Below are 22,310 nucleotides of genomic sequence, written 5' to 3' on the forward strand. Positions count from 1 at the left end.
TCCGACGTGTCAAGTGGGCTAATAGTAAGTGGCCTAGTCTTCCCACTTACTATTTCCCTCCCCAAAAGAGGTTCATACTATGAGATGTAAGAGGTGTGGAAGGGAGTTTACGTACAGACGATCAGAGTTCTGCTCCCTGGAATGTGCAACCGATTACGAGGGAAGTTCTTCAACCTAGACTAAAAGTAACGCAAAAAATATTGCAATTATTATTACCGGCATGAGTTTTCTCATCCTTGCGTTGACCCTAACCGCGTCCTCCTTTTGGTCGTGATCTATAAGCCTCATCTGTATTACCATAGATAGCAGGTTGTTTAGGAATAAAGCGTATGCAATTATCATTATTTTATCAAATAACGTAAGATAGCCAATAGGTGGAAGCTGATTGGCCGCATTAAGATGAGCTGCAACTGCGGCAAGGAGTGTAGATGCGCCAAGGCCAATTCTTGAGGTAAAGTTGGTCGGGCTCATCCAAAACGCAAGCATTGCTATTGTGGTAATTATAAGCACTGGAAATATTGTCTTCAGAAAAGAAGACAGAAAGAATCTCTCAATTGTAATTGAAAAAATATAACGTGAGTAGGATTTTTCATCAGGATATTGGTGTTCGGTTATAGTAGAGTCGCTTGATACCAATCTCCACCCGGGAATATTAACCAGTTTGTCAATGCCAGTTGCATCAGCATCAGGGACAAATACCATCTTATCAATGTCATCTATACCTTCTACCTCAACGGTAAGAAATAGCTGCTCAAATGGATATTTTTGAAAGTTCATATTTTTCAGAAAATTTCCCTTGACTCTTACCTCATAGTAATTTGGCTCTACTGTAAGCACTTCAGTTGTTACCCTTCCGTTCATGAACTCAAATTTTGGTTTTGATTGCGTAAAGTCAGCTTCATTGGATTTTATCCACATATAAAAATCAAGATCATAGGATCCGGTCTGCAGATCCACCTTACCCACATTTAGGAGATAGATGCCTATTTCATACTTTTTTTGCATGTCGGAATGCAAGATATCTGGTTCCTGTCCGTATGCTTGCATGGCAACCGTATTCAGCATTAAAATGGCTGCAGATACTGCAAGAAACGCTCTATGTAATTGCAACATTTTTCATTGATGGAAAATCTATGTATATACTTTGAAGCAAGAAGGCATGCCGCAAATCTATCATAATCAATATTAAATGCATAAGATCGACAAAACTCTTACGGGATGAAAAATGGTTAATCGTATTAGTAAAAATGTATTGAATTGGTAAAATTTCCAAGGCCAATTAATTTATGTCTGTAGCATCACCTGATAAGGAAATGAGAATAGTATTCTTACTACCTGTCTTACTTTTGTTAGTGATATTGCCTGTACACGCTCAGTCATATGATACAGATAATGATGGGATTCCCGATGCGGTAGACAAATGCGATGACGAGAAAGAAGACTATCTTGGAATTAACAGATTTGATGGGTGCCCAAACAAGCCTCATGTTGCTGACCAAATAGATACACCGGCAGAATCAAAAGGTATGGAAGAGCTCAAAAATGCAGAGTCAGTAACCAGTACAGATTCCTTACCAGATATTTCTTCAGGAATATCTCAGGTCGAAATACAAAATAATATAGCTGCCATGCAGGTTTCAGAGATTTCTTACGATTCTTTGATCAATTACCTAAACAAGATAGTAAGTGATGTCACCGATAAGGCTAGCTTCAACGACATAATCATTTTCTCGCTAGGTGTTGCAGTTTACGGCATATTCGTTTTTCATTTCTATCGATTTATCGCAAGACGGGATGTTTTCTCGTTTGATCTGGAAAGAAGACTTGGCGGTGGCAAGTATAAATCCACAGGCGAGCGAAAATCTGCAGCTCCAAGAGTTGCAGCATACATTACAACCAAGTTTGTCATATTTCCGGTAATAGTTTTTGCGTGGTTTTTAGCATATTCCATGTTCATATTATTACTTACACAGGATATGACTCCCGACAAAGTGTTTTTTGTGGCAAGCATACTGATAATAGGAATTAGAATCACTGCATATTACAACGAGGATCTCTCAAAAGATCTTGCAAAGACTATACCTTTTGCCATTCTGGGAATATTTCTATTCGACCAGACATTTTTTACGGTACAAGATGTTGCAAACAACATAAATCAGATTCCAAAATTCGTAACGCAGATAGCAGCGTTTCTCATTGTTGCGTTCGTTGTGGAGATAATACTAAGCATTGCTTACCTGATCAGAGTAAGATTTTCCGGTAAAAAGAACAAAAACAACAGCAAAACAGAATCTGAACAGGCAATTTAGTATTAGGCAGCGTTTGTAGCTTGGCTTGCCATAGCCCCAAGCTGTCTGTCTATTTCATTTATTGCTATCTTGTCTCTGCCTATTAGGTCGAATTTCTGCAATATTGTTTCAAACTTGGTTTCTTCTTGTACCTGCTCAGTTACAAACCACTGTAAAAATGTGTACGAGCTGTGATCCTTTTCCTTTTGTGCCACATCCACCATCTTGTTTATTGCCTGTGTGACAGACTGCTCGCTCTTTAGTGCTGCCTTGAATACTGATTCTAGTGAGCTGAAATTCGATGCAGGTTCCCTGATGGACGGAATCTTTGCCTGCACTCCAAGGTTATTCAGGTAATGTACTATCTTTAACATGTGTTGTCTTTCCTCGTCGGCTTGCTGATACAAAAAGCTGGCGGCACCCTCATAGCCTGTTACCTCGCTCCAAGAGGCCATAGAAAGATAGTAGTTTGATGCCGATGCTTCCATTGCAATCTGGTTGTTGAACAGATTTTCCATACCGCGAGAGATTTTCATCAACACTATCAAACTGTTATTGCATAAAAATTTTGAGATCTATAGAGATCAGATTGGCAGTACTAGTATTTTGGTATTGCCAGTTTTGTTCTTGCAGAGATTGCAATTATTGAGACAATTGCTATGGCAAGCATTACTGCTGCTATTGCTCCAAACTCTGGAACTGCATACGTGCCTATTATCTCCAAGTTGCCGGCATAATCTGGAATTGATATTTCCAATGTCCTTGAAGAGTCGTCAGAGTGGGCTTCATAGACATCCAATACTGGCTGTCCGTCAGCTAGTACCACAAATGGATTATCGCCTGAGCTTGACTGTGAATCAAGGATGCTTCTTGGAATTACAAGCAAAATAGAGCTGTCTTCCTGTGCAGCAATCTTTAGGTTAATGGAGGATGATTCGCTGCTTACGGTTGCCTTTTGTACTTTAACATTATTTGCCTGATACGTCACACAGTACAAGTCGGTACTGCTTTGTACGGTGATTTGGTTTGCGGAACATGCAACGGGTGTCCCAGGAGAGCCAACAATCTCGATTATTTCCCTATCGTGTATTTCCTGCGGTCCATACTGGACTCTAATAGTGTAAAAGCCGTCTTTGTTCCACAGGTTTCCAGCTGCCTTGATTGGCACTTTGTAGGTGTTATCAGCATTTACGTGAATTTGTTGAATGCCGATCACGTTGTTTTGAGGATTGTATATGGTCATGGTTACAGGTATGTCTGGTTTGTAATTGGCCACTGCACCCTCCACTATAATATCAGAGCCATAAAGGTACAGTTTTTTATCGGTCCACATTCTAAGCGGGATATCTGCAAGCCTGTCAGATCGATCCGATTGATATAGATTGCTAGTAGGACAGTTCGGGCACGCAGTATCATAAGGAAGCGCCATTGCAGGTAAAAGTGATGCTACGGCTACAACAACAGATATTGTTGCAAGAAAACCTAGAATTTGCTGCCTCATTTCATTTGGTGTAATAGATTACGATATTTATCTTTCTCGATGAATCCATGTATTTTAGACCGGATCTGTCGCAAGATTGTTAACAGTATATAATAAAGACGCCAGAATGGGCGCCCGGTATAATTTGATTTTGTGTTAGGTTGACTTTGATCGCTTCTCTGCAAGCAACATTTCTTCTTTGATCTTTTCGTACTTGTCGCACGCGTAGCAGATCGTCTTTTGGTCATCCTCATATCGTGGCAACTTGCCGTTCTCATCAAAGTATGATTGCATGTTGGCATCAGTAAATCCGTGTTTTATGTTAAGGTCAGATACCAGTTTTATCATCTCAGTTCGCGACATGGAAGCGTATTTAATGAATTCTGCTTGTGCTTCTGCATAAGAGCCGCCAGATTGTAATATGGCCTGCTTTGCCTGAGTGGCAATTGTGATCTTGTTATTAAGATAGTCAAACTGATCCCAGTAAAACGCACTATGGGTAGCATTTACCCTTGAGACAAACTTGGCAAACGCGTTTTTTGGCATAAAATCTTCATGATCTTTGTTAAATGCCGCAAGATCCCTTTCCAGTCTTTCTTTGGCAAGTCGTCGTTGTTCTTCTATGAATTTTTCATGCTCGGTAATCTGCTTTTGCGCTGTCTGCATCTCTGCCAGTCTTTGTTTTGCAATTTCTATATTCTTGAGGATTTGAACTGCCGTAGGGTTTTTCTTTATTTCATCTCCTGCAACCACCGTAAAGTTGGAACCTGCAGCCTGTGCAAAAGCAGACGGTGTTGTCAACAGTATCAGTGATAATGATGCCAAAAACACAAAAGAGAATATTTTGTAATCTGAATTTCTACCAGTTTTGTCCCCGTTCATTCATTATGGCTTCCAGACTCAACAAAATAAAACCTTAGGTAACAAAATTACCTAAACTAGGCACAAATCAGGGCTTTTGCTGGTCGTTTTCATCATCAAGCTTTTTGTCGACTTTCTCTTGCAGCTCCTTGTAGCGGTCGTATTTTTTTGTCCATCGCGAAAGCACAATCCACTGTCGTATCCCAATGCCAAGCCATACTGCAGATATTACAAACGGAATTATTCTAAATATTATGAATTTGGGCTTTGGCCCGTCATCCTGTGTCTTGTCTCGACTTTCTTCAAAAGGAGGATCAAATATTTCATAGGTTATCAAAAGCGCCACAGGAGGTATTATCATGATTGTCAGGATCATAACAATGAACATTTTTTTTGTCTTGTTCAGCTGGAAGATGATCTCATCCATTATCTTGAATATGTTGCCGCCACTTTTCTCAGAATCCGTCATGAATGAGTATCCTCCAAAGTTTTACTTAAAAACACTGTAGTAACTTTGTTACTCATCTTTCTCCTTCCTTGGAAACAGCTCTTCATACGGCTCTAATACTGCCTGGAGAATTTCCTTGCCCTTGTCCGAGATTTTGTACTTTATTATGCTCTTGTTTCCCCACGGCTCCTCAGTCCTCAGTATCATTTCTTTTGTCACCATATCATCCAGTATTCCTTTATGTTTTACATTATTCAGGCCGCAGTAGCTCATAAGCTTGCTCTGGTTCAGCTCGCCGTGTTCATACAACTTTAACAAAATGTCCTTTCTGATGTATATTCTGTCTCTATATTCATGAACCAGTTGAACTCATCTACCATGCACATCCGGCAATTATAAAATCTGTTAGAATCATTCCACCTTGATGCCATCTAGGAGACAATTGCTGCTTTCCATGCAGAAATACGCGCCTGCATTACATTCAAGATTGTAAACATTACTGAAAATGTATCAAGTACAATTCAGAACACTAGATCCTTATCTAATGCGTTAAACAAATACGATAACAAGTCTACAATTTTTTTCTTTTTTCACAAGCCAGAATAGCAATTACAATTGCCAAAAATGCAATCTGGGCTGTCTCGATTATTATCGCATTTTGGCTTACAGGCCCTCCCCTGCCAGTTATAGGATTATCAGGGATTCTTGTTATAACCCACAGTGCAATAAATACTGCCGTACCGCCAATTCCAATCGAATACCAAATCGCACCCCATCTGCGAATCATCGGTACAACCCAGAATACCTGTGCTATTCCCCCAACAAGGAATAGAATTCCCGCATTGAGGTTGTTTGGAAATGAATTAAAGGACATTATTACATGCATTATTCCAGATATGGCAGTAGCCGCCGCGGCCGCAATATACAGGATGTGATCTTTTTTCATCGTATCTTGCGTGTTCTCTATATTTTTCTTAAGGTTTTTGGCACAAAGTTATGCTAACATGTTGAGAATTCATTCAGATAATGCTTAAGTGATTTGAAATCCTATTGAATGCATGCAGATAAGCAAAGAGTTTTCAGATACTGTAGCTAGCCTGTTTAAGGGAAAGAATTTTGCGTTCGTTGCATCATTGATGAGCGATGGTGGACCACAAATAACACCTGTTTGGGTCGATTATGACGGTAAGTTCATTCTAATCAATACAGCGGAGGGAAGAACAAAACAAAGAAATTTTGAGCGGGATCCACGGGTTGCAGTGTCAGTAGTTGATCACGCAAATCCCTACAACATGGTAACCATTAGAGGAAGAATAGTTGAACAAACTACATCTGGTGCAGACGAGCACATAGACAAACTGGCTAAAAAATATCTTGGAGTGGATAAATATCCGTTCAGGTCTGCAAGCGAGAAAAGAGTCATACTAAAGATAAAGCCGGAAAAAGTGTTTCACATGTCCAATTGATGCACACATATCCTGCTAACTATTGCAGGTGTGCCTGAAATGATTCTGCAATATAGATTGGAAAAAATTGATGGATCAGTAGTCCAAGACTACTGCCGCATCATCTAGTATTTGTTGCATCTTTGGCATTTGAGGATGTTTGTCTATTTCAACACCTGGTAATAGGTCCGTGCTTTTCAGTCCTGCCATTGCAATACAATGCTCGCATGCTATCACTCTCCCCCCAGAATCAAGGAATTCTTGCAGGTTCTGATTTGCTGTCTTTAGATTGGCAGGAGGGTTCTTTGCCGCTAGCGCAACTCCGTCTACGTCAAGTAGAACCACAACTGTCTTTCCTGCAGCAAGTGTCGATTTTGCATGTTCTACTCCCATTGTAGCAGAGTGAAAGTCTGCCTCGCCTGCGGTGATATGTATCATCACCGTGCGTTTGTATGCGTCCACTTGTTGCATTGCTATTCCAGCTGTCGCAATCAGGGCTACAAGTATTGGTATTGCCCATTTTAGATTTTTTTGCATGTATGATAGTGTACTTTTAATAAAAAAATCAATTTGGTAGGTTCGTCGAATCTACCAGCTCATAATGCAAGAAAGATATCTTCTGCATGGCCAAGACTCTCATCAAATAGTTTTGAGAACTCTTTTTGGAATGTTTTTTTGAGCAATTCGATGTTTTTGACACGGTAGTATTCTTTTCCATTCTGCATGTATTTTTCTATTATTCCCTCATCTATGAGCTCGGAGAGATTCCACGATAAAGTTGATGGACTCTTGTCTATTTTCAGGGTAAGCTCCTTGAAGCTTGGTTTGCCTTCCACAATTATTTTAAAAAGTATCTGCTTTTTAGTTGGTTTTCTGATATTGCGGATTATTGGGTATTCCTCCTCAAGTACACTAGAATGGTAGTATCTTCTGTGCTTTGTTGCCTTTTGGGATTTTATTATTCCCTGTTTTTCCAGCTGGTTCAGATAATACGTTATTACGCCTGTTTCCATGCCAGTTTTTTTCATCAGACTGCTCAAGTTTATTCCAGGAGTTTCTTGAATCAGTTTTAATATTAGTTCTCTTCTTTGCACGTTTTATGATAGAATCATGAACTTAAAACATATTATGACGTTTCCCACAGTTCGATGAATTTACCAGATTCCTTTTTAGCAAATTTGACGTATTATTAGCCGAGATAAAATGTCCAAATACGAACAAGAAAAGAAAATGCCATGGATGTGGTATGTTGGATTGGTGCTAGGAGGATTGGCAGTCCTTCTTATGACTACCATTGCACCCGTTTGGCATTGGTTCCCAGTACAGATAACAGAGCAGGGAACTGTTCTGGCAGTAACTGAGAATGGATGCGTTATCAAGACACAAACGGTAAATCTGCCAGTTATACAGAAATGCGATGCGCAGCCAGGAGATGTGATAGAGGTAACCTATTACGCCCCATCAAAGGTAACGAGTGGGTACTACGAGCGCATGCAGGAAAAGGCAGTACTAGTCCAACCATAGATATTTTTTGCCAAGTTTTGAATAAACGCATGTTATTTGAAATTATCATATCAAGTATAGCAGGAATAAGGGAAAGCGGGTCTAGTGGTATCCACTCCACCAGCGGTTCAAATCTAGGATTCTAGATGGTCTTACGTCAGAATCAGCTTTAAATGTTTCCAAAAATTGGTCAAGTTGCTTATCCAGCTATAAATTTATTTAAATGAGAACGATTATCTAATTATTCTTATGGCAGAAGATATTCAATACATTAAAAGACAGATTAAGAAGGAGATGAATCATCTCCGAGATCTATATAGCAAGATAAACCGAATTGAAAGAAAGAAAGAACCTGAAAAAAACAGAATCAAGAAACTTGAGCAAGAGATAATGAGTAAAAATCCAAACATCGAAATTGATCGAGAGTTGTTGGCGCTAGTAGGTACCGAACCGTATAATCCTTCTTCTCAAGATAAGGAGCTGGTTAGACACATAGCGGCTCAACGTTATGGCTAATACAAGGCCCAACGTTTTTGTCGATGTAAACATCTTTGTTGATATTTCTGAAAAACGTCAAGGTTGGAATAACAGTCTTGAAGTGATAAGTGGTATTAGAAAAGGAAAATACAATGGTTACATTTCAGCATTCACGATCCCTATTCTGTACTTTCGCAGAATACGAATAGAGCCAGACAAGGAAGCAAGAGACAATGTGGAAATTCATCAAAGGTCATCATATAATTGAATTAACTGGATCTGTATTAGAGCAAGCTAAACAAGACATAAAATTCAGAGATTATGAAGATGCAATACAATATTACTCTGCAAAAACAAAATGTGATGTTATTGTTACCAGAAACAAGAAAGATTTCCCACATAAGGATGTCAAAGTCATGAACCCTGAAGACCTTTTGGATAGTTATGGATGATATGTTTTTGTTTGATTTCTCTTTCTGGAACATTAGATAAAGCGGGTCTAGTGGCGTACGCGGGGGCGGTCGGCGGCGGCGCGTCCTGTTAACCCTTTTATTTTTTTGTCAACTCTGTTTCCTGAGAGGAAGGAGGAAATTCCTTTTCGTATTTTTGGGTAATTTCAGCTATTTCCCTTAAATCAAGTCGATATATCTCGCCATTTCTGATAAAAATCATGTCGGTTTCTTCGCCGTTCTCATTAAGAATAGCCCCGAAGGCAGTTTCATAGGTTTCTATTTCTTCAAAAACCGTTTCAGTTTCAATGTACTCTTGGGTAAAGTATGCGGCTTTTCGCTTTACTTCATCGACAAACATTGTAGGATAAGAAGCAAGAGCTACTTTTTTACCCGTGAATCTTGCGTCGGTAGTTTCTATCCTTTCCAGATTTTTGAAAACAGCGTAAAGCATAGTTCCTATAACTTCAAGCATTTTCTTGATGTCAATCTCGATGTGTACCTTTTTGTTGTCTGGCGTTTTCTCCAACGTAAGTAGCAGATATGGTTTACCGTCCTTCTGGTAAAAGTGATAGTGTTTTTGCTCGGTGACATTCTTCATTATGAAACTCGCGTTTTCTTCGTTCAGAACTTTGAACAAACTGTCGGCAAAACGGAACACTCTGACGCTTTTGTCTAGTTTTGAGAGGTCAATTTGATTGGTTTTATCCACGCACATAATTTCTATCTCTGTTCTTTTTTAATCGTAAAGAATATTGAAGTAATGAATGGCACAATAGCTAAAGCGAAGAATCCGTGAAAGAACATTGCCTTCTTGTATGAATCGGTTTCATTGCCAAATCCAATTGGGTAAAAACTGATAATGAAAATGGCAATCGACACCCAATCCATCATGAAAAATCCCCATTTAACAAACGACTTTGAACCGGCTTCAAATTTTGTGATATATGGTTTTACTGCTGCCTTCCTTGGATATCTTTTCCATTTTCTGTAAGTGTGAAATGCCTCTGCGCCAATCATGCAAAAGAATGTAATGAAAACCACGTTCGGGAAAAAACTGTTTGAGATAACGCTCGTAAATCCCTCATTATAGTTATCGCTGATTTGTTTTATTATAAAATCTCCTACTGTAACCAATAACATAACAAATACAACAATCGGATACTCAGAAATCCACTCCCACACGAATTTTATTATTTTACCCATTTGAACAAAAGTATGATTAGAATGTCGGGACATTGCCAAATGGAAAAGTCGTCGTCAAAAAACAGGACGCGCCGAGACCGTAAGAGCGGGTCTAGTGGGATTCGAACCCACGACATAAGGATGTCTCCAAGTTTTTTTTAAGAGTCCTTCGCTCTACCTGGCTGAGCCATAGACCCCACGAGCAAAAAACAAGTTACTGGTAATTTAAAGTTGAGTTGAAAAATTTAGTTGGAAGCTTTGGCTTCTACTTCGCTGTATTTTTCCAGAATCGCAGTCAGCACGGTGGAAACTGGCACATTGTTCATCTTTCTTTTCTCCTCCAAAAGCTTCTGGTAGGCATCAAGTGTGATGTATACAGGTATAGAACCATTTCCTTCCAATAGCCCCTTTACCTTGTACAGTGCAGATTCCATTCCCTTTTCGGCAGTCTTGGCAAACTTGATCTTGTTGATAATTCCACCAAGAGGTCCAAACGGCATCTCATAGTTTACCGTCATCGTTACTGTGGTGAGTCTTTCTGTCTTTGGTGTAAACTCGGTCGTAATGTCCCATTTTTTGAACGGACCCGATGTCATCTTGGCTGATATTTTGCGCTCTCTGACAAACTCGGTTGTCTCGCAATCCCATTCAAGTCGTTTTCCTCCAAAGTCGCCTACTATTCTGAATGTGGTTCCAACGCCCATACCGTCCTTTATCTCCATTGGGATGACAGTCATTGCTACTCCCTTGTCCGACATCTGATCTGATACGTGCTCGGGTCGTGCAAAGTATGTAAAAACGGTATCAACTGGTGCCTTGATGTCAATTGATTTTTTGACTGTAGTCAACGTTTGGGCTTTTCTTAAGTCTGCATTTAAAGCTTTTGTCATTTTCTACGAGAAGATCAATTGACATTATATTATCAGAGTCATTTTTGTGGAATGTGTGGAAGACAGTATTGTTTGCATTGCTTGTCGTTTCCGCTCCTCTTTTGCAGAGCGCAAGCGGTCACGCTCTTTTCAATTCTGCAGAGGAGACAATAGGAGATAGAAGAATCCAGATCGCAACGGATCCGGAGATCCCAGAACCCAATAAAAAATCCAAGATCTTAATGCGCGTGACCGATCTTGAGCTAAATGAGGTACCAAAATTTACAGTCGGCATTAGAATCTTTTATGATAATGTTCAGGTTGACGGAATAGCCCCACAGACAATTGACGGCGGACATTGGGAGTTTGACTATATTTTTCAGAGATCTGGCAACCACATATTTCGGGTGGACCTGTACGATGATGCAGGCAAAATACGCACGTTCACGTTCAACATGGGAACGCAGAACCCCTTCGGCTACATTTTCATCTATGTCATAGCGTCCGGGGCGATCGGTGCTGCCGTCCTGTTTATCTACATCTATGTGCCAAAAAGGCTCAAAAGGTCTAGGCTCTAGCCTGGATTGCCTTTGCCATCCTGAAGGCAAATATCGCAGTAAGCAGAGTCATTGCAAACAGCAGGATTCCGATTCCAAGATGTATTGCAACTAGAACAGCATGTAGCTTTGTGTCTATTACCAGAGCTCCAAGTGTGATCTGCGTTACCACGAATATCGATGCAAGTGTGCTTGTGATCTTTATCTTTCTATCAGAGTTTTTGTTAAGCCATACGCCGATTGTAGTTGCAATTATCAGAGTTCCGGTGGTGGCAGCTATGAATCTGTGCACCCATTCTATGAAAAACTCTTTGTCAGGCAAAAGCCCGTTGGGACATAGTGGCCAGTCAGGGCAGGAAAGCCCAAGTCCTGCTGCTGAAACGTATCCTCCGATAAACATCAGAGAATACAGAACTACAAGAGATGCTAGCGAGACGTACTTTAGAAGCAAGACCTATTCTACTATGAAGCTACCCTTCATGCCAAGCGCTGCATGGCCTGGAACAGTACAGATGTAGTAATATGTGCCTGGTGCACCTGCGGTAAATGTGACTTGGCCGCTTTCATGTGGTTTGAGCGGTTTTGTGGCAGAGCCAATTGCGGAATTCCAGACAACAGAGCTCGGATCATCAGGGTTTGTCACTATTCCAAATGAATGGAACGATACTCCATTGTTTGTGGATTTGATTGTAACAGAGTCGCCTGATTTTACCGTAACGTCTGGGTTGTGTCCTTGCTCGTTTGGCAGTGCGTTAAATGCAAGCGTCCTAAAGTCAGAAGACTCGACAAAGTCAAGGTTAAAATCGTGTTTGACGCCTGTCGGGGCTGCTGCCGTCGGTGCTGCTGCCTTGGGGCCTACTATGATTTTGCCTTCCATGCCAAGCTCGCGGTGGCCTGGCACTGTGCAGATATAGTAGAATGTACCCTCGCTTGTCGGTATGAATTCCGACTTGCCGCTCTCGTTTGGCTTTAGCGGGTTTGAGGCACTTCCTATTTCTGTTCCTGCAAGTATGCTGCCAAAGCCCTCAGTTGCCGGCGTTACGCCAAATGAATGGAACGAGATACCGCCGTTTGTCACATCGAATGTAACTTTATCACCCACGTTTGCCTGGATGTCAGGGTTGTGCCCTTCTTGCCCTGGAAGCGCGTTAAATGCAAGCGTCCTAAAGTCTGAAGACTCGACAAATCTCAAAGTTACTGGAATTGTCTTTCCTGTTGCAACTGCAGGAGGTGCTGCTGGTCCAGTCATCTGGTTTCCTGGAGGCATAGATATCCAGTAATCCCAAAAGGCAAAAAACAAAATTCCTCCGGCTATGCACACACCGCACATTATTGCCATCATCTTTGCAGTTCTTGCCGGTGTTGTCCTGTAGATTGGTTCTGTGTGTGACATTTTCTATCTCCTAGTGGTGCGGGTTCTTTGCCTGGTGTGGGAAGTAGTATTTTCCGCCAAGGCCCCACGGGTCATCCATGTTTGCTTCCTTGCCCTTTGCGGAACTGTATATCATGTTAAATATCCAAAGAACCATTCCTGCGCCAATGAGCATTGCGCCAACGGATGCAATTTGGTTCATCACAATGTATTCAGGTAACGGCAGATAGTCAAAGACTCTCCTTGGCATTCCGTACAATCCAAGTACGTGCTGTGTAAAGAATACCATCACAGTTCCGATAAAGGCGGTGATAAAGTGCGCCTTGCCCATTGCCTCGTTGTACATTCTTCCAGTTACAAACGGGAACATGTAGTATAGGAATCCTATTGAGCCAAATGCTATTGTTCCCATCACAAACAGGTGGAAGTGTCCTACCACCCAGTAAGAGTCGTGCGTGATAAAGTCAAACGGCATTGCAGAGTTTGCCACGCCTCCTGCTCCTGCAGAGAAGAACAGTGCAATTCCTCCTACTGCCCACATCATCGGGGTTGCGAACCTGATTCTTCCGCCCCACATTGTAGCTAAAAAGTTGAAAACGTGCATTGCAGATGCCGGCACTGCCGCCAGGGTTCCGATCATAAATACTGTCTTTTCTGTAAACGACATGCCGGTCGCATACATGTGGTGTGCCCATGATGAGAATCCAACTATACTGAGCATGACAAATGCAAAGATTCCTGACGAGTGCGAGAATATCGGCTTTCTTGAGAATCTTGGTATTATCTCATACATCATGCCGATTGCAGGAATTACCAGCACGTATACTTCTGGGTGGAATGTGAACCAGAACAGGTGTTGGTACGCTATCGGGTCTCCTCCCTTGGCAGGATCGAAAAATCCGGTTACTCCGAGCCTGTCAGTTAGTAGCATTACAAGGGCTGCTGCAAATGTAGGCACTGCCACTATTATGATAAGCGATGATGAGAGGAACGACCATGCAAGCAAAGGAGTCTTGCTGAGCGGCAGGTCAGGGTGCTTGCATTTGAGTATTGTTACGATAAAGTTGATTGCGCCAAGAATAGATGATACGCCAAGTATCTTTTGTGCAAATATCCACATATCTGCTGCCGGGCCTGGTGAGCTGATTGCAGAGTATGGCGGTGTTGCATACCATGTAAAGTCTGCAAAGCCTAGCCAGATGAGCGCACCTCCCGGAGGAATCATCCAGAAGGCGATTGCGTTAAGCTTTGGATACGCCATGTCCTTGTATCTGACCATTATTGGCACAAAGTAGTTGCCTACTGCTGATGCGAACGGAAGCAGAAACAGGAATATCAGCGTGGTTCCATGGACTGTGAACATTCTGTTAAAGGTCATCGAGTCAGAGATTATCTGCGATCCAGGATAGAACAGCTCTGCTCTGATACCAAGTGCAAGTGCTCCGCCCATAAAGAAGAATGTAAGCGACATGATAAGGTAGAGCAGTCCCACGTCTGTGTGGTGCGTTGAGAACATTATCTGCCATATCGGGCGCGGCTTGTGCAGTTCTAGGACCATTCTAGATTTCCACCCCTAGCTCTTTTATTAAATCATTGTTCAATTTTCATTCCTCCACATACAGCGTAGCCCTCATGTTGTAGTGTAACAGTCCGCAGTATTCTCTGCACTGGATGACATACTCACCTGCCTGGTCAGGTGCAAACCAGACCGTGTTGACCCTGCCCACTATGGCATCCTGCAATACTACATAATCGTGAATGTTAAATGAATGATTGACATCCTTTGCTGTGATTTCAAATTTGTACGGCTTGCCTTTCTTTAGGTGTAGCTCGCCTACTTCCTTTTTGCCGTCTGCGTGCTCAAACGTCCAGAACCACTGCTGGCCTGTGACCTTGATTACCTCGGCTTCAGCCGGGACGTGCTCTACAATTCTCTCAACGTTCCAAGCCTCTGCTCCCACATAAGCTAAAAGTGCCACTACTACGCCGATGTATATCCATTCAGGCCAGTTAGAGTGTCCGCCCATTACCACTCGCCCTTTTCCTCGTATTTTGTCGGCTTTGCCTTCGGGTTTGACTCCCTGAATCTCCAGACAAGCCAAATCAGCGTGCCAGAGACCACAGCTCCGACTGTAAATGCGATTGTCATCATCTTAAAGAACAAGTTCCAGATTTCCACCTTCCTGTTGATGTAATCGTGCGCCTCTTCGGCACCAAAGACAACAGATACGGCAGGCAAAATTACCAGAACAGCTAGCAATGACGTTAATACGATTATCTTTCCCATGCCCAGTGACAGCTCGTGACCTTCGAATTCTATTTAAGGGTTTTGAGCTTTGTCATCACGGTAAACGGATTTTTATGATCGTCCGTCTTAGAACGGGCCCTGGTTGTACCTTTCCGAGTTCATCGCGTTGATCGCAGTAAGGGAGAGCTTGCTCTGCTCCTCCCGGAAGATTGTCAGTGAGGCGTTTGCCACTATCAGCTCAAAGAGCGATCGGGGATTGAGATTGAGCACGTTTGAGATCATTGCCTTTATCGGGTCCATGTGGGTCACAAGCAGGACGTTCTGGTCGGCATGCTCTGATCTCACATGATCGACCATATCAAGAACGCGCCTTTTTACTTGGTCAAATGTCTCAACGCCGTTCTCTGCTATTGTCGGGTCTCCCTGGTAGAATTTTAAAAATACGTTTCCGTGTTTTGCAAATATCTCCTCGTATGGCATACCGGAGAATTTGCCCATTTCAAGCTCAAGCAGCCGGTCATCCAGTGTAGGTATTGTATTTGTATATTTTCCTACAATCTCGGCTGTTTTCTGTGCACGCTCAATTGGGCTTGCGTAAATGTGAGATATCTGAAGCGATTTTAGGAATCTTCCGATATCGTTTGCCTGTCTTATTCCTGTTTCCGTAAGTGGTATGCCAGGGGATCTTCCTGCAAGGACACGCTCTGTGTTGTTTTTTGCCTGGCCGTGTCGCAGGAATATGATAAGGCCCATGATTTTTTAATTCTCAAATAAAGATAAATAATAACATTGCCTGCCAGTCTGCATTGAAAATAGGAATCATAGGCGGGACGGGCGGCATGGGAAAGGGCTTTGCTCTGCGCTGGTGCAAAAAGCACGATATTTTGATCGGCTCGCGTGACGCGCAAAGAGCATCTGATGCCGCAAAAGAATATTCTGATGTGGCAAGGCAAGCTTTTGGGAACATTGGCGGTGCGATATCAGGTGCTGACAACCTTTCTGTTGCAAAGCAAAGCGACGTTCTTGTTCTGGCAATACCATATGAGAATATTGATTCGGTGTGTCCTGAGCTGCTTGCAAATGTAAGAGATTCCTGTATTGTGATATCGCCCATAGTCCCGATGGTAAAGACCGATACAGGCTTTGAGTTCATACCGCTAAAAGAGGGAAAACAGTTTGCACACCAGATGGTGCAAAAATACATGAAAAACAAGCAAAAGTTGGTCTCTGCGTTTCATGTGATATCTGAGAAAAAGCTTGTCGATCCCAAGTTTGTTTTAGATTATGATATTTTCGTTTGCGGTGATGAGAAGGAATCAGTGGATGTAGTAAACTCGCTGATACTGGAAATTGAAGGACTGAGGCCGATATTTTTGGGTCCTGGCGCACTGGCATACCAGGCAGAGATTGCAACCCCGCTGCTTCTCAATGCCATGATAAAGAACAAGCTGAAAAATCCTGGAATTAAAATTCTCTAGATTCGTATTTGCTTTCTAGAATGCGGATTTATATCGCGTCAAAGCCTTATTAGTAAAATTCCTTGCTTTACTATGAAAGGGCAAACCAAGCTGAAAACAGTGAATGTATCAGCAAAAGGACAGATTGCAATACCTGCGGATGTAAGAAGATGCATGGGATTAGAAAAAGAGACAGGTGTTTGCTTACGGCTGCACGGAAAAAAATTCTTATTAAAAAATCAAACGAATTTACAAAAAACGAAGACGATTTAGTTATTTGACAAAGATTTCCGAAAAGACGGCAAAAAAACTGCGGTACAATGAAAAGGATGGCATCTGAGATAAGCTTTGAGCAGGACCAGATACTGTTAATTGCTTTTCCGTTTAGCGATTTATCCAAGATGAAACAACGGCCAGTTTTGGTCTTTTCAAATAAAATTCACAATTATATATCAAGTGATTTTGTATGTTGTGATATTACTTCAAATCTTGACAATTATTCTATTCTTCTTGAGAGGGGATGTTCTGGACGGAAAGATTCCAAGACGTCACGAATAAAATTCAGCAAGATATTCACGCTTGAAAAATCGCTTGTTGTAAAAGAGCTAGGCAGAGTAAAGAATGAAAAGTTTAACCAAGTAAGAAAATCATTGTCGGAATTGGTGTGATTTATTATACAAAAGATTTGCTTTAGTCTATGGAATCGTCCCCCCAAAAAAAAGGTAGAAACTGGTATTCTGCCATGGGCGTTCTGTTTTTGGTCTCTGGTGTGATAGTACTTGTACGCGATTCCATATTGTGGAGCCCGGAGTTTGTGGTTGATTTTTTATTTGATGGCGAGATAAACTCTGCCAAGGTCTCAATCGGCATGTTAGTGTTTGGAGGATTCCTGCTTACATTTGGAATGAGGAAAAGGAATGTTCAGTAGGGAAAAATTCCTTAAAAAACAAAAAGTGTTGCGCCTTGCAACCATAGATAAGAAAGGAAATCCTCACTTGGTTCCTGTCTGGTACAAGTATTCTGCAAAAAAGTTCTATATTGGTACCAGCTCCAAATCACAAAAGGCAAGAAATGTCAAAGTGAATAAAACAGTCTGCTTTTGTGTAGATGATGGAATATGGCACCCAATTTATGGTGTGATGGGTGTTGGTAAGGCAAAGCTGATTTTGAGAAAATCCAAGGTAAAAAGAGTAGCTAGTTCCATTTTATTGCGCTATTTTAAGAGCCTGAATTTAAAATCCGCAAAAGAATTGCTGGAACAGACTGATTGCATAATAGAGATAACGCCGAAAAAAATTACTAGTTGGCAGTACTGAACTTTTCTATTTCATTTAATGCAAAGTCAAGTGTGTTCATATCCGGAAGAAACACCAACCTAAAGTGGCCACTGCCATACTGCGTTCCAAATCCAGAGCCGTGAACGGTAAGAACGCCGGTCGTTTTTAATAACTCCATGACAAATTCCTGATCCGAGGAATACCTGTTATTTTCTATTTTCGGAAAAGCATAGAATGCACCCTTTGGGCTGGTACATGATAGTCCTGGAATAGAGTTTAGTCTTTTTACCACAAAGTCGCGTCTTTTTTTCAGCTCCGATACAAATTCATTGACGTATCCTTGCGGGCCTCGCAGTGATTCCAGTGCGGCATACTGGACTGGCAGGTTTGTCGATATTCTCACTCGCGCTAGTTTAGGAAGGTTCTCGCGCAACGGCCTTAGCTTCTCGGATTGGTTGAATCCAATGTATCCTATTCTCCAGCCGGACATCAGGTGCACCTTGGAAAATCCGTTTAGCAGTATTATTGGCGAGTCGCTCGATACCTTGCCTATTCCGGTGAACTTTTCATCAAATACTATCTGATCGTATATTTCATCACATATGACATACAGGTCGTGCTCGTTTGCAATATCAACTATATTTTTGAGCGATTTTTCTGAAAATACCGCTCCCGTCGGGTTGTTAGGAGAGATAAGGCATATGGCAACTGTCTTTTTTGTTATCTTTTTTCGTATATCCGCAATGTCGGGTGTGGAGTTTTTCAGATCTACTGCAAATTCTACCGGTATGCCGCCATGCAGCCTCACATATGATGCGTATGGCGGATAGTATGGTCCTGGGAGCAGCACCTCGTCTCCTTCCTCTATTATAGATGACATTACCATATCAAGTGCTTCTGAGACGCCGTTTGTCACAAGGATGTCATCTGGGCCGACTGAGAGACCTTTTGAGCTTTCTTTTTTTGCGATTGCCTCTCTCAGCTCAGGCAGTCCTTCTGATGATGCGTAATAATTGAATCCTGATTTGATTGATTTTATCATAGCTTCCTTTACGTTCTCTGGCGGCTGGAAGCCGTACTGGACAGGGTCTCCTATGTTAAGGTAGGTGATTTTCTTTCCTTGTTTTTCGACCTGCCTTGCCGCAAGCACGATATCTCTGATTGCATATTCCACTCCGGCTACTTTTTTTGAGACCTTCAAGCAGCTAGACAGATATTTAGCCTTGTTAAAGTGTTTTTGGACTCGTAGCACAGTCTGGATAGTGCGGGCGGCTTCGGACCGCCAGGTCGAGGGATCGAAGCCCTCCGAGCCCTCTAATTTTAATAGAACAAATCAGAATCACATATGATGGCGCCCGGAATCGGCCTGATGAAAAAAAGACTGGAAACTGAAAAGCAGGCAATAGTACTTGCAGTATCTGGAATTGTAAAAAAGTATGGTGTTGCACCCGTAGATATTACCACGCTTGAGACAAAATACGATGATGAGCTTGGAGACTGGTATGTCGCTTTGGGTTTTGCTGACAAGCGTGCAGTGGTAAGGATGGATTCTGTTCATGCGACCATTTCAGAGATAAATGAGATCTAAGTATCTTCTGAAAAAAGAATAAGATAAATTGTTTTTGAGAACTATTTGAAAAAAATTGGTACAGTTCGGTGGTGAGCCACTTGCCCACGATCATCTATTACGGTTTTAAAATAGAAAAATTCTCCCGTGCGGACGCTCTAAACTCCCAGTAGTTTTTTTCGGTACTGTAATAGCAGGCAGCTTTTACACATGCATTCATCATGTATGATATCCTCTTCAGTAATCCTTGGTTCTTTAAAGCACTAGCAGGACTTGTCTTCTTGGCACTCAAAGGCAATGCCGTATCTTGCGCAGTTTTTTGCACCAATACTATTTGGCATATGTTGTAAAAAATTTTTATTATTTTTTGAACTGCACGTTTGGCGCCTCAGGCGTTGGTATCACGATAAGGCCGCCGTCGCGCAGCTGGCCAATCAGCTGTATTACTTCTTTTTCCACCTGATTTCTTTGCAGTCCTGTTTTCTGGGCAAAAATTTCCACAAGCTCTGTTATTTTGCGCTTGCCGTTACACGATCTCCAAAAGTCAACTATGGCCTGGTTTACCATAAAGCCCTGGTTGTGCTCGTTTGCAAGGACCATGCCGCCGTCTTCCTGCTGTATTAGAGAGCCTACTCCCTGTGGCAGTGCAGTCTCATAGTCTATTGGTGCAGGATTTCCCCTTGATGAAAAGCTTTTCAGTTTTGCCCTTGCAACATCCGACATTTTATCAAGAGTCCATGGTGGATCCCAGACTATATCGACTTTGACATTGTTAACACCTGGGACTTTTTTTGCATACCTTGTAACATCTGATACTAGTGTTTGGTGTAGCGGGCAGCCCTGTGTTGTCATTGTCATTTTGATGTGCACGTCATTTGATTCTGAAATGTCGATTCCATAGACTAGCCCCATCTCTACAATATTTAGCGGGATTTCAGGGTCCATGCACTTGGTGAGCGATTCTCGGATTTGCTCTGCTGTGATTGCTGGCATATTTTCTATGTCTTTGCAAAAATGAATAAAAACTTTCTATTTCTTAGCTTCAAGTAACTTTTGTATAGATTCTTCGTATGGTGCTGTTGCCACGCCTGCCTCCGTGATTATCCCTGAAATTAATTCTGGGGGGGTCATATCAAAGGCCGGATTTATCACGTTGATTCCATCAGGAGCTGTCTTTTTGTCTCCAGTTTGGGTCACTTCCGTGGATTTTCTTTGCTCTATTATGACATCTTCGGGATTGCTTTTCATATCAAATGTAGAGAGCGGGGCTGCCACATAGAATGGGATTCCGTGCTGTTTTGCCATCAGTGCTACCTGGTATGTTCCGATTTTGTTGTATACGTGTCCTGTTCGGAGTACCCTGTCTGCGCCCACTACAACCTTGTTTACAAGCTTGTTTGCCATCGTATAGCCTACGGCAGTATCCGGAATCAGGCTGACATCAAATCCGTCATGCTTTAGCTCAAACGCAGTAAGTCTTGAGCCTTGCTGTACAGGTCTTGTCTCTGTTGCTATTACTTTGATGTTCTTTCCTGCTTCTTTTGTTGCTCGTATGACTCCAAGTGCAGTTCCGTATGCTACAGTAGCTAGAGATCCTGCGTTGCAGTGTGTCATTATAGTGTCATTGTCGTTGAATAGTTGTGAACCATGTTTTCCCATAGTCATGTTGATTTTGATGTCATCTTCTGCCATTTGTTTTGCAGTATTCATTATCAGATCTCTGATTTCTTGTACAGTATTACCTTTTTTTGCCGCATTCATTATTTGTTCAAGACCCCATGCAAGATTAACTGCAGTAGGCCTTGTCTCAAAGAGAATTTTTCTTGCTTTTTCAAGATCTGATAAGAGTTGTTCTTTTGTTGTAGCAGTGCTTTGAAGAGATGCTAATGCAAGACCAAACGCACCAGAAACTCCAATTGCCGGTGCGCCTCTTACTACCAAATTTCTGATTGCTGATGCTACGTCATTATAATCAGAGTATTCTACAAAAACAAGTTCGTTTGGTAATTTGGTTTGATCGATCATTACTACTTTATTATTTTTCCAGTCTACCGTTCTTAATAATGAATGAATTGTGGGTTGATTGTCCATGTGATTTTAGTAATTAATTTACTGGATATATTCGCTATTTTTTATCATAGGATTGTTTACCTTTTACATATTTTTTTGCTATTGTTTTTGCATTTTTTACTTTTCTTAGATACAAATTGTTGATTTCGACAGTAATCTCTGAATAGGGTCACCAATTTCGCCAAGTCCTGCAACTACATCTTTGTACATCATGTATACAAAACAATTAAAGATAATGGTGTAATTTAACTGTGTGAATTAAGTGTGAACTATGTATTATACTAAAATTAGTAATCCTCTTACCAACAAATTATGATCTAGTTGAGTATAGAATAAGGGCATATGTTACCACATCACGGCAAAGCTTAATCTTGTCCAGATATCATGGATTATTTGATAAAAAGAACAAAGCAACCTGCGATACCATAACAAAATGATGGGAGTGTCCCAGTGTTGGTAAAGAAGTTGTGAGCAAGATACAAAATGATTGAAGGAGGTTCTGCTCTAACAACTACTAGGAGACCAAATTGCTATCATAGGGGTATTTGAGGATTACAATAACTACTGCATCTGTTCTGCACTTGGATGCACGACACCAGATAAGTATCACGTAATATAGGAGATGAGAAATAGATGACGGAACTCATTACACGTTTATGTAGAAATTGTTCTCCAAGGAGTGATATCAACTCTTAGTTTGTGCTACAGAAAAGATTTCATATGACACATACATAATTATTTGCTTTTGTAATTTCGG

32 protein-coding genes and 2 tRNA genes are annotated in these 22,310 nt (G+C 41.5%); 12 read left to right on the plus strand and 22 right to left on the minus strand.

Annotation, left to right across the window (positions count from 1 at the left end; translation table 11 throughout):
• Positions 1–174 precede the first annotated feature (174 nt).
• Entirely contained in the window at positions 175–1,113 is a 939-nt protein-coding gene (locus NITUZ_RS07975) for a ligand-gated ion channel (RefSeq protein ID WP_081844907.1), read from the minus strand.
• Between the two features lie 173 nt (positions 1,114–1,286).
• Here NITUZ_RS07975 and NITUZ_RS07980 point away from each other — a divergent pair, with 173 nt between their 5' ends.
• Complete coding sequence (locus NITUZ_RS07980) at positions 1,287–2,309, plus strand: hypothetical protein (protein WP_052370138.1); 1,023 nt, start codon at positions 1,287–1,289, stop codon at positions 2,307–2,309.
• Positions 2,310–2,311: 2 nt separating this feature from the next.
• Here the strand turns inward: NITUZ_RS07980 and NITUZ_RS07985 are convergent, their stop codons facing one another.
• The 6 genes from NITUZ_RS07985 to NITUZ_RS08010 form a co-directional block, all read right to left on the minus strand.
• Positions 2,312–2,824: a ferritin gene (locus tag NITUZ_RS07985; RefSeq protein ID WP_048196833.1), complete on the minus strand. Its 513-nt coding sequence runs from the start codon at positions 2,822–2,824 to the stop codon at positions 2,312–2,314.
• Positions 2,825–2,886: 62 nt separating this feature from the next.
• Positions 2,887–3,789, minus strand: a complete 903-nt coding sequence (locus tag NITUZ_RS07990) for a PEFG-CTERM sorting domain-containing protein (RefSeq protein WP_048196834.1) — start codon at positions 3,787–3,789, stop codon at positions 2,887–2,889.
• A gap of 135 nt (positions 3,790–3,924) precedes the next feature.
• Positions 3,925–4,650 (minus strand): hypothetical protein, encoded by a 726-nt coding sequence (locus tag NITUZ_RS07995; RefSeq protein WP_052370139.1) that lies wholly within the window; start codon positions 4,648–4,650, stop codon positions 3,925–3,927.
• A gap of 67 nt (positions 4,651–4,717) precedes the next feature.
• Positions 4,718–5,098, minus strand: a complete 381-nt coding sequence (locus NITUZ_RS08000) for a hypothetical protein (protein WP_048196835.1) — start codon at positions 5,096–5,098, stop codon at positions 4,718–4,720.
• A 48-nt stretch (positions 5,099–5,146) separates the two neighbouring features.
• Positions 5,147–5,440 (minus strand): winged helix-turn-helix domain-containing protein, encoded by a 294-nt coding sequence (locus NITUZ_RS08005; protein WP_048196837.1) that lies wholly within the window; start codon positions 5,438–5,440, stop codon positions 5,147–5,149.
• Positions 5,441–5,648: 208 nt separating this feature from the next.
• Positions 5,649–6,023, minus strand: coding sequence for a hypothetical protein (locus NITUZ_RS08010; protein ID WP_048196839.1), 375 nt, complete (start codon positions 6,021–6,023; stop codon positions 5,649–5,651).
• Between the two features lie 112 nt (positions 6,024–6,135).
• Here NITUZ_RS08010 and NITUZ_RS08015 point away from each other — a divergent pair, with 112 nt between their 5' ends.
• A complete protein-coding gene (locus NITUZ_RS08015) occupies positions 6,136–6,543 on the plus strand; it encodes a PPOX class F420-dependent oxidoreductase (RefSeq protein WP_048196841.1) in 408 nt (135 codons plus the stop codon).
• A 75-nt stretch (positions 6,544–6,618) separates the two neighbouring features.
• Here NITUZ_RS08015 and NITUZ_RS08020 read toward each other — a convergent pair whose 3' ends face one another.
• Both NITUZ_RS08020 and NITUZ_RS08025 read right to left on the minus strand, forming a co-directional pair.
• Positions 6,619–7,059: a DsrE family protein gene (locus NITUZ_RS08020; protein ID WP_048196842.1), complete on the minus strand. Its 441-nt coding sequence runs from the start codon at positions 7,057–7,059 to the stop codon at positions 6,619–6,621.
• A gap of 59 nt (positions 7,060–7,118) precedes the next feature.
• A complete protein-coding gene (locus tag NITUZ_RS08025) occupies positions 7,119–7,616 on the minus strand; it encodes a winged helix-turn-helix transcriptional regulator (protein ID WP_048196844.1) in 498 nt (165 codons plus the stop codon).
• A 109-nt stretch (positions 7,617–7,725) separates the two neighbouring features.
• Between NITUZ_RS08025 and NITUZ_RS08030 the strand changes: the two genes are divergently transcribed.
• From NITUZ_RS08030 to NITUZ_RS08040, 3 genes are all read left to right on the plus strand, one after another.
• Positions 7,726–8,046 (plus strand): hypothetical protein, encoded by a 321-nt coding sequence (locus NITUZ_RS08030; protein ID WP_048196845.1) that lies wholly within the window; start codon positions 7,726–7,728, stop codon positions 8,044–8,046.
• Positions 8,047–8,274: 228 nt separating this feature from the next.
• Entirely contained in the window at positions 8,275–8,541 is a 267-nt protein-coding gene (locus tag NITUZ_RS08035; RefSeq protein ID WP_048196848.1) for a hypothetical protein, read from the plus strand.
• Positions 8,542–8,735: 194 nt separating this feature from the next.
• Complete coding sequence (locus NITUZ_RS08040) at positions 8,736–8,954, plus strand: PIN domain-containing protein (protein WP_048196852.1); 219 nt, start codon at positions 8,736–8,738, stop codon at positions 8,952–8,954.
• Positions 8,955–9,051: 97 nt separating this feature from the next.
• Here the strand turns inward: NITUZ_RS08040 and NITUZ_RS08045 are convergent, their stop codons facing one another.
• The 4 genes from NITUZ_RS08045 to NITUZ_RS08060 form a co-directional block, all read right to left on the minus strand.
• Complete coding sequence (locus NITUZ_RS08045; protein WP_048196854.1) at positions 9,052–9,663, minus strand: hypothetical protein; 612 nt, start codon at positions 9,661–9,663, stop codon at positions 9,052–9,054.
• 11 nt (positions 9,664–9,674) lie between these two features.
• A complete protein-coding gene (locus NITUZ_RS08050; RefSeq protein ID WP_155991503.1) occupies positions 9,675–10,136 on the minus strand; it encodes a hypothetical protein in 462 nt (153 codons plus the stop codon).
• 107 nt (positions 10,137–10,243) lie between these two features.
• Positions 10,244–10,333, minus strand: a tRNA-Lys gene (locus NITUZ_RS08055).
• 48 nt (positions 10,334–10,381) lie between these two features.
• On the minus strand, positions 10,382–10,984 hold the full coding sequence (locus NITUZ_RS08060; RefSeq protein ID WP_048197102.1) for an SRPBCC family protein: 603 nt from the start codon (positions 10,982–10,984) through the stop codon (positions 10,382–10,384).
• 95 nt (positions 10,985–11,079) lie between these two features.
• Between NITUZ_RS08060 and NITUZ_RS08065 the strand changes: the two genes are divergently transcribed.
• Complete coding sequence (locus NITUZ_RS08065) at positions 11,080–11,583, plus strand: hypothetical protein (RefSeq protein ID WP_048196857.1); 504 nt, start codon at positions 11,080–11,082, stop codon at positions 11,581–11,583.
• Here NITUZ_RS08065 and NITUZ_RS08070 read toward each other — a convergent pair.
• The 6 genes from NITUZ_RS08070 to NITUZ_RS08095 form a co-directional block, all read right to left on the minus strand.
• On the minus strand, positions 11,573–11,962 hold the full coding sequence (locus NITUZ_RS08070) for a COX15/CtaA family protein (protein ID WP_420887320.1): 390 nt from the start codon (positions 11,960–11,962) through the stop codon (positions 11,573–11,575). The two genes, NITUZ_RS08065 and NITUZ_RS08070, sit on opposite strands and share 11 nt — an antisense overlap.
• A 54-nt stretch (positions 11,963–12,016) precedes the next feature.
• Positions 12,017–12,955, minus strand: a complete 939-nt coding sequence (locus NITUZ_RS08075) for a plastocyanin/azurin family copper-binding protein (RefSeq protein ID WP_048196859.1) — start codon at positions 12,953–12,955, stop codon at positions 12,017–12,019.
• Positions 12,956–12,965: 10 nt separating this feature from the next.
• Positions 12,966–14,492: a cytochrome c oxidase subunit I gene (locus tag NITUZ_RS08080; RefSeq protein WP_048196860.1), complete on the minus strand. Its 1,527-nt coding sequence runs from the start codon at positions 14,490–14,492 to the stop codon at positions 12,966–12,968.
• A gap of 46 nt (positions 14,493–14,538) precedes the next feature.
• Positions 14,539–14,961 carry a cupredoxin domain-containing protein gene (locus tag NITUZ_RS08085; RefSeq protein ID WP_048196861.1) on the minus strand — a complete coding sequence of 141 codons (423 nt, stop codon included), beginning with the start codon at positions 14,959–14,961 and terminating at the stop codon, positions 14,539–14,541.
• Positions 14,961–15,221: a cytochrome c oxidase subunit II gene (locus NITUZ_RS08090; RefSeq protein ID WP_048196862.1), complete on the minus strand. Its 261-nt coding sequence runs from the start codon at positions 15,219–15,221 to the stop codon at positions 14,961–14,963. Before NITUZ_RS08090 ends, NITUZ_RS08085 begins: the two co-directional genes overlap by 1 nt.
• An 87-nt stretch (positions 15,222–15,308) precedes the next feature.
• Positions 15,309–15,935: a histidine phosphatase family protein gene (locus NITUZ_RS08095; RefSeq protein ID WP_048196865.1), complete on the minus strand. Its 627-nt coding sequence runs from the start codon at positions 15,933–15,935 to the stop codon at positions 15,309–15,311.
• A 53-nt stretch (positions 15,936–15,988) separates the two neighbouring features.
• Here NITUZ_RS08095 and npdG point away from each other — a divergent pair, with 53 nt between their 5' ends.
• From npdG to NITUZ_RS08120, 4 genes are all read left to right on the plus strand, one after another.
• On the plus strand, positions 15,989–16,660 hold the full coding sequence (npdG, locus tag NITUZ_RS08100) for an NADPH-dependent F420 reductase (protein ID WP_048196866.1): 672 nt from the start codon (positions 15,989–15,991) through the stop codon (positions 16,658–16,660).
• Positions 16,661–16,968: 308 nt separating this feature from the next.
• Positions 16,969–17,307, plus strand: a complete 339-nt coding sequence (locus NITUZ_RS08110; protein ID WP_048197104.1) for a type II toxin-antitoxin system PemK/MazF family toxin — start codon at positions 16,969–16,971, stop codon at positions 17,305–17,307.
• Positions 17,308–17,336: 29 nt separating this feature from the next.
• Entirely contained in the window at positions 17,337–17,567 is a 231-nt protein-coding gene (locus NITUZ_RS08115) for a hypothetical protein (protein WP_048196870.1), read from the plus strand.
• On the plus strand, positions 17,557–17,955 hold the full coding sequence (locus NITUZ_RS08120) for a pyridoxamine 5'-phosphate oxidase family protein (RefSeq protein ID WP_048196871.1): 399 nt from the start codon (positions 17,557–17,559) through the stop codon (positions 17,953–17,955). Before NITUZ_RS08115 ends, NITUZ_RS08120 begins: the two co-directional genes overlap by 11 nt.
• Here NITUZ_RS08120 and NITUZ_RS08125 read toward each other — a convergent pair.
• Positions 17,939–19,117, minus strand: coding sequence for an aminotransferase class I/II-fold pyridoxal phosphate-dependent enzyme (locus tag NITUZ_RS08125; protein ID WP_048196875.1), 1,179 nt, complete (start codon positions 19,115–19,117; stop codon positions 17,939–17,941). The genes NITUZ_RS08120 and NITUZ_RS08125 overlap by 17 nt on opposite strands.
• 38 nt (positions 19,118–19,155) lie before the next feature.
• Here NITUZ_RS08125 and NITUZ_RS08130 point away from each other — a divergent pair.
• Positions 19,156–19,230, plus strand: a tRNA-Arg gene (locus NITUZ_RS08130).
• 34 nt (positions 19,231–19,264) lie between these two features.
• Complete coding sequence (locus NITUZ_RS08135) at positions 19,265–19,504, plus strand: hypothetical protein (RefSeq protein WP_048196877.1); 240 nt, start codon at positions 19,265–19,267, stop codon at positions 19,502–19,504.
• A 339-nt stretch (positions 19,505–19,843) separates the two neighbouring features.
• On the opposite strand, the gene NITUZ_RS08145 is transcribed toward NITUZ_RS08135, so the two are convergent.
• Positions 19,844–20,476, minus strand: coding sequence for a PqqD family peptide modification chaperone (locus NITUZ_RS08145; protein WP_048196880.1), 633 nt, complete (start codon positions 20,474–20,476; stop codon positions 19,844–19,846).
• A gap of 36 nt (positions 20,477–20,512) precedes the next feature.
• Complete coding sequence (gene mtnA, locus NITUZ_RS08150) at positions 20,513–21,574, minus strand: S-methyl-5-thioribose-1-phosphate isomerase (RefSeq protein WP_048196882.1); 1,062 nt, start codon at positions 21,572–21,574, stop codon at positions 20,513–20,515.
• Positions 21,575–22,310 lie beyond the last annotated feature (736 nt).

The sequence above is a fragment of the Candidatus Nitrosotenuis uzonensis genome (genome assembly GCF_000723185.1).
Lineage (GTDB): Archaea > Thermoproteota > Nitrososphaeria > Nitrososphaerales > Nitrosopumilaceae > Nitrosotenuis > Nitrosotenuis uzonensis.

Excerpts from the sequence above, each read along its gene's own strand:
- NITUZ_RS08145 (WP_048196880.1), bottom strand. The coding sequence starts at position 20,476 with ATGCCAGCAATCACAGCAGAGCAAATCCGAGAATCGCTCACCAAGTGC.
- NITUZ_RS08040 (WP_048196852.1), top strand. The coding sequence starts at position 8,736 with ATGTGGAAATTCATCAAAGGTCATCATATAATTGAATTAACTGGATCT.
- NITUZ_RS08035 (WP_048196848.1), top strand. The coding sequence starts at position 8,275 with ATGGCAGAAGATATTCAATACATTAAAAGACAGATTAAGAAGGAGATG.
- NITUZ_RS08000 (WP_048196835.1), bottom strand. The coding sequence starts at position 5,098 with ATGACGGATTCTGAGAAAAGTGGCGGCAACATATTCAAGATAATGGAT.
- NITUZ_RS07980 (WP_052370138.1), top strand. The coding sequence starts at position 1,287 with ATGTCTGTAGCATCACCTGATAAGGAAATGAGAATAGTATTCTTACTA.
- mtnA (WP_048196882.1), bottom strand. The coding sequence starts at position 21,574 with ATGGACAATCAACCCACAATTCATTCATTATTAAGAACGGTAGACTGG.
- NITUZ_RS08070 (WP_420887320.1), bottom strand. The coding sequence starts at position 11,962 with ATGTTTATCGGAGGATACGTTTCAGCAGCAGGACTTGGGCTTTCCTGC.
- NITUZ_RS07995 (WP_052370139.1), bottom strand. The coding sequence starts at position 4,650 with ATGAACGGGGACAAAACTGGTAGAAATTCAGATTACAAAATATTCTCT.
- NITUZ_RS08135 (WP_048196877.1), top strand. The coding sequence starts at position 19,265 with ATGGCGCCCGGAATCGGCCTGATGAAAAAAAGACTGGAAACTGAAAAG.
- NITUZ_RS07990 (WP_048196834.1), bottom strand. The coding sequence starts at position 3,789 with ATGAGGCAGCAAATTCTAGGTTTTCTTGCAACAATATCTGTTGTTGTA.
- NITUZ_RS08115 (WP_048196870.1), top strand. The coding sequence starts at position 17,337 with ATGGAATCGTCCCCCCAAAAAAAAGGTAGAAACTGGTATTCTGCCATG.
- NITUZ_RS08020 (WP_048196842.1), bottom strand. The coding sequence starts at position 7,059 with ATGCAAAAAAATCTAAAATGGGCAATACCAATACTTGTAGCCCTGATT.
- NITUZ_RS07985 (WP_048196833.1), bottom strand. The coding sequence starts at position 2,824 with ATGAAAATCTCTCGCGGTATGGAAAATCTGTTCAACAACCAGATTGCA.
- NITUZ_RS07975 (WP_081844907.1), bottom strand. The coding sequence starts at position 1,113 with ATGTTGCAATTACATAGAGCGTTTCTTGCAGTATCTGCAGCCATTTTA.
- NITUZ_RS08075 (WP_048196859.1), bottom strand. The coding sequence starts at position 12,955 with ATGTCACACACAGAACCAATCTACAGGACAACACCGGCAAGAACTGCA.
- NITUZ_RS08010 (WP_048196839.1), bottom strand. The coding sequence starts at position 6,023 with ATGAAAAAAGATCACATCCTGTATATTGCGGCCGCGGCGGCTACTGCC.
- NITUZ_RS08120 (WP_048196871.1), top strand. The coding sequence starts at position 17,557 with ATGTTCAGTAGGGAAAAATTCCTTAAAAAACAAAAAGTGTTGCGCCTT.
- NITUZ_RS08080 (WP_048196860.1), bottom strand. The coding sequence starts at position 14,492 with ATGGTCCTAGAACTGCACAAGCCGCGCCCGATATGGCAGATAATGTTC.
- NITUZ_RS08030 (WP_048196845.1), top strand. The coding sequence starts at position 7,726 with ATGTCCAAATACGAACAAGAAAAGAAAATGCCATGGATGTGGTATGTT.
- NITUZ_RS08110 (WP_048197104.1), top strand. The coding sequence starts at position 16,969 with ATGGCATCTGAGATAAGCTTTGAGCAGGACCAGATACTGTTAATTGCT.
- NITUZ_RS08090 (WP_048196862.1), bottom strand. The coding sequence starts at position 15,221 with ATGGGAAAGATAATCGTATTAACGTCATTGCTAGCTGTTCTGGTAATT.
- NITUZ_RS08085 (WP_048196861.1), bottom strand. The coding sequence starts at position 14,961 with ATGGGCGGACACTCTAACTGGCCTGAATGGATATACATCGGCGTAGTA.
- NITUZ_RS08015 (WP_048196841.1), top strand. The coding sequence starts at position 6,136 with ATGCAGATAAGCAAAGAGTTTTCAGATACTGTAGCTAGCCTGTTTAAG.
- NITUZ_RS08095 (WP_048196865.1), bottom strand. The coding sequence starts at position 15,935 with ATGGGCCTTATCATATTCCTGCGACACGGCCAGGCAAAAAACAACACA.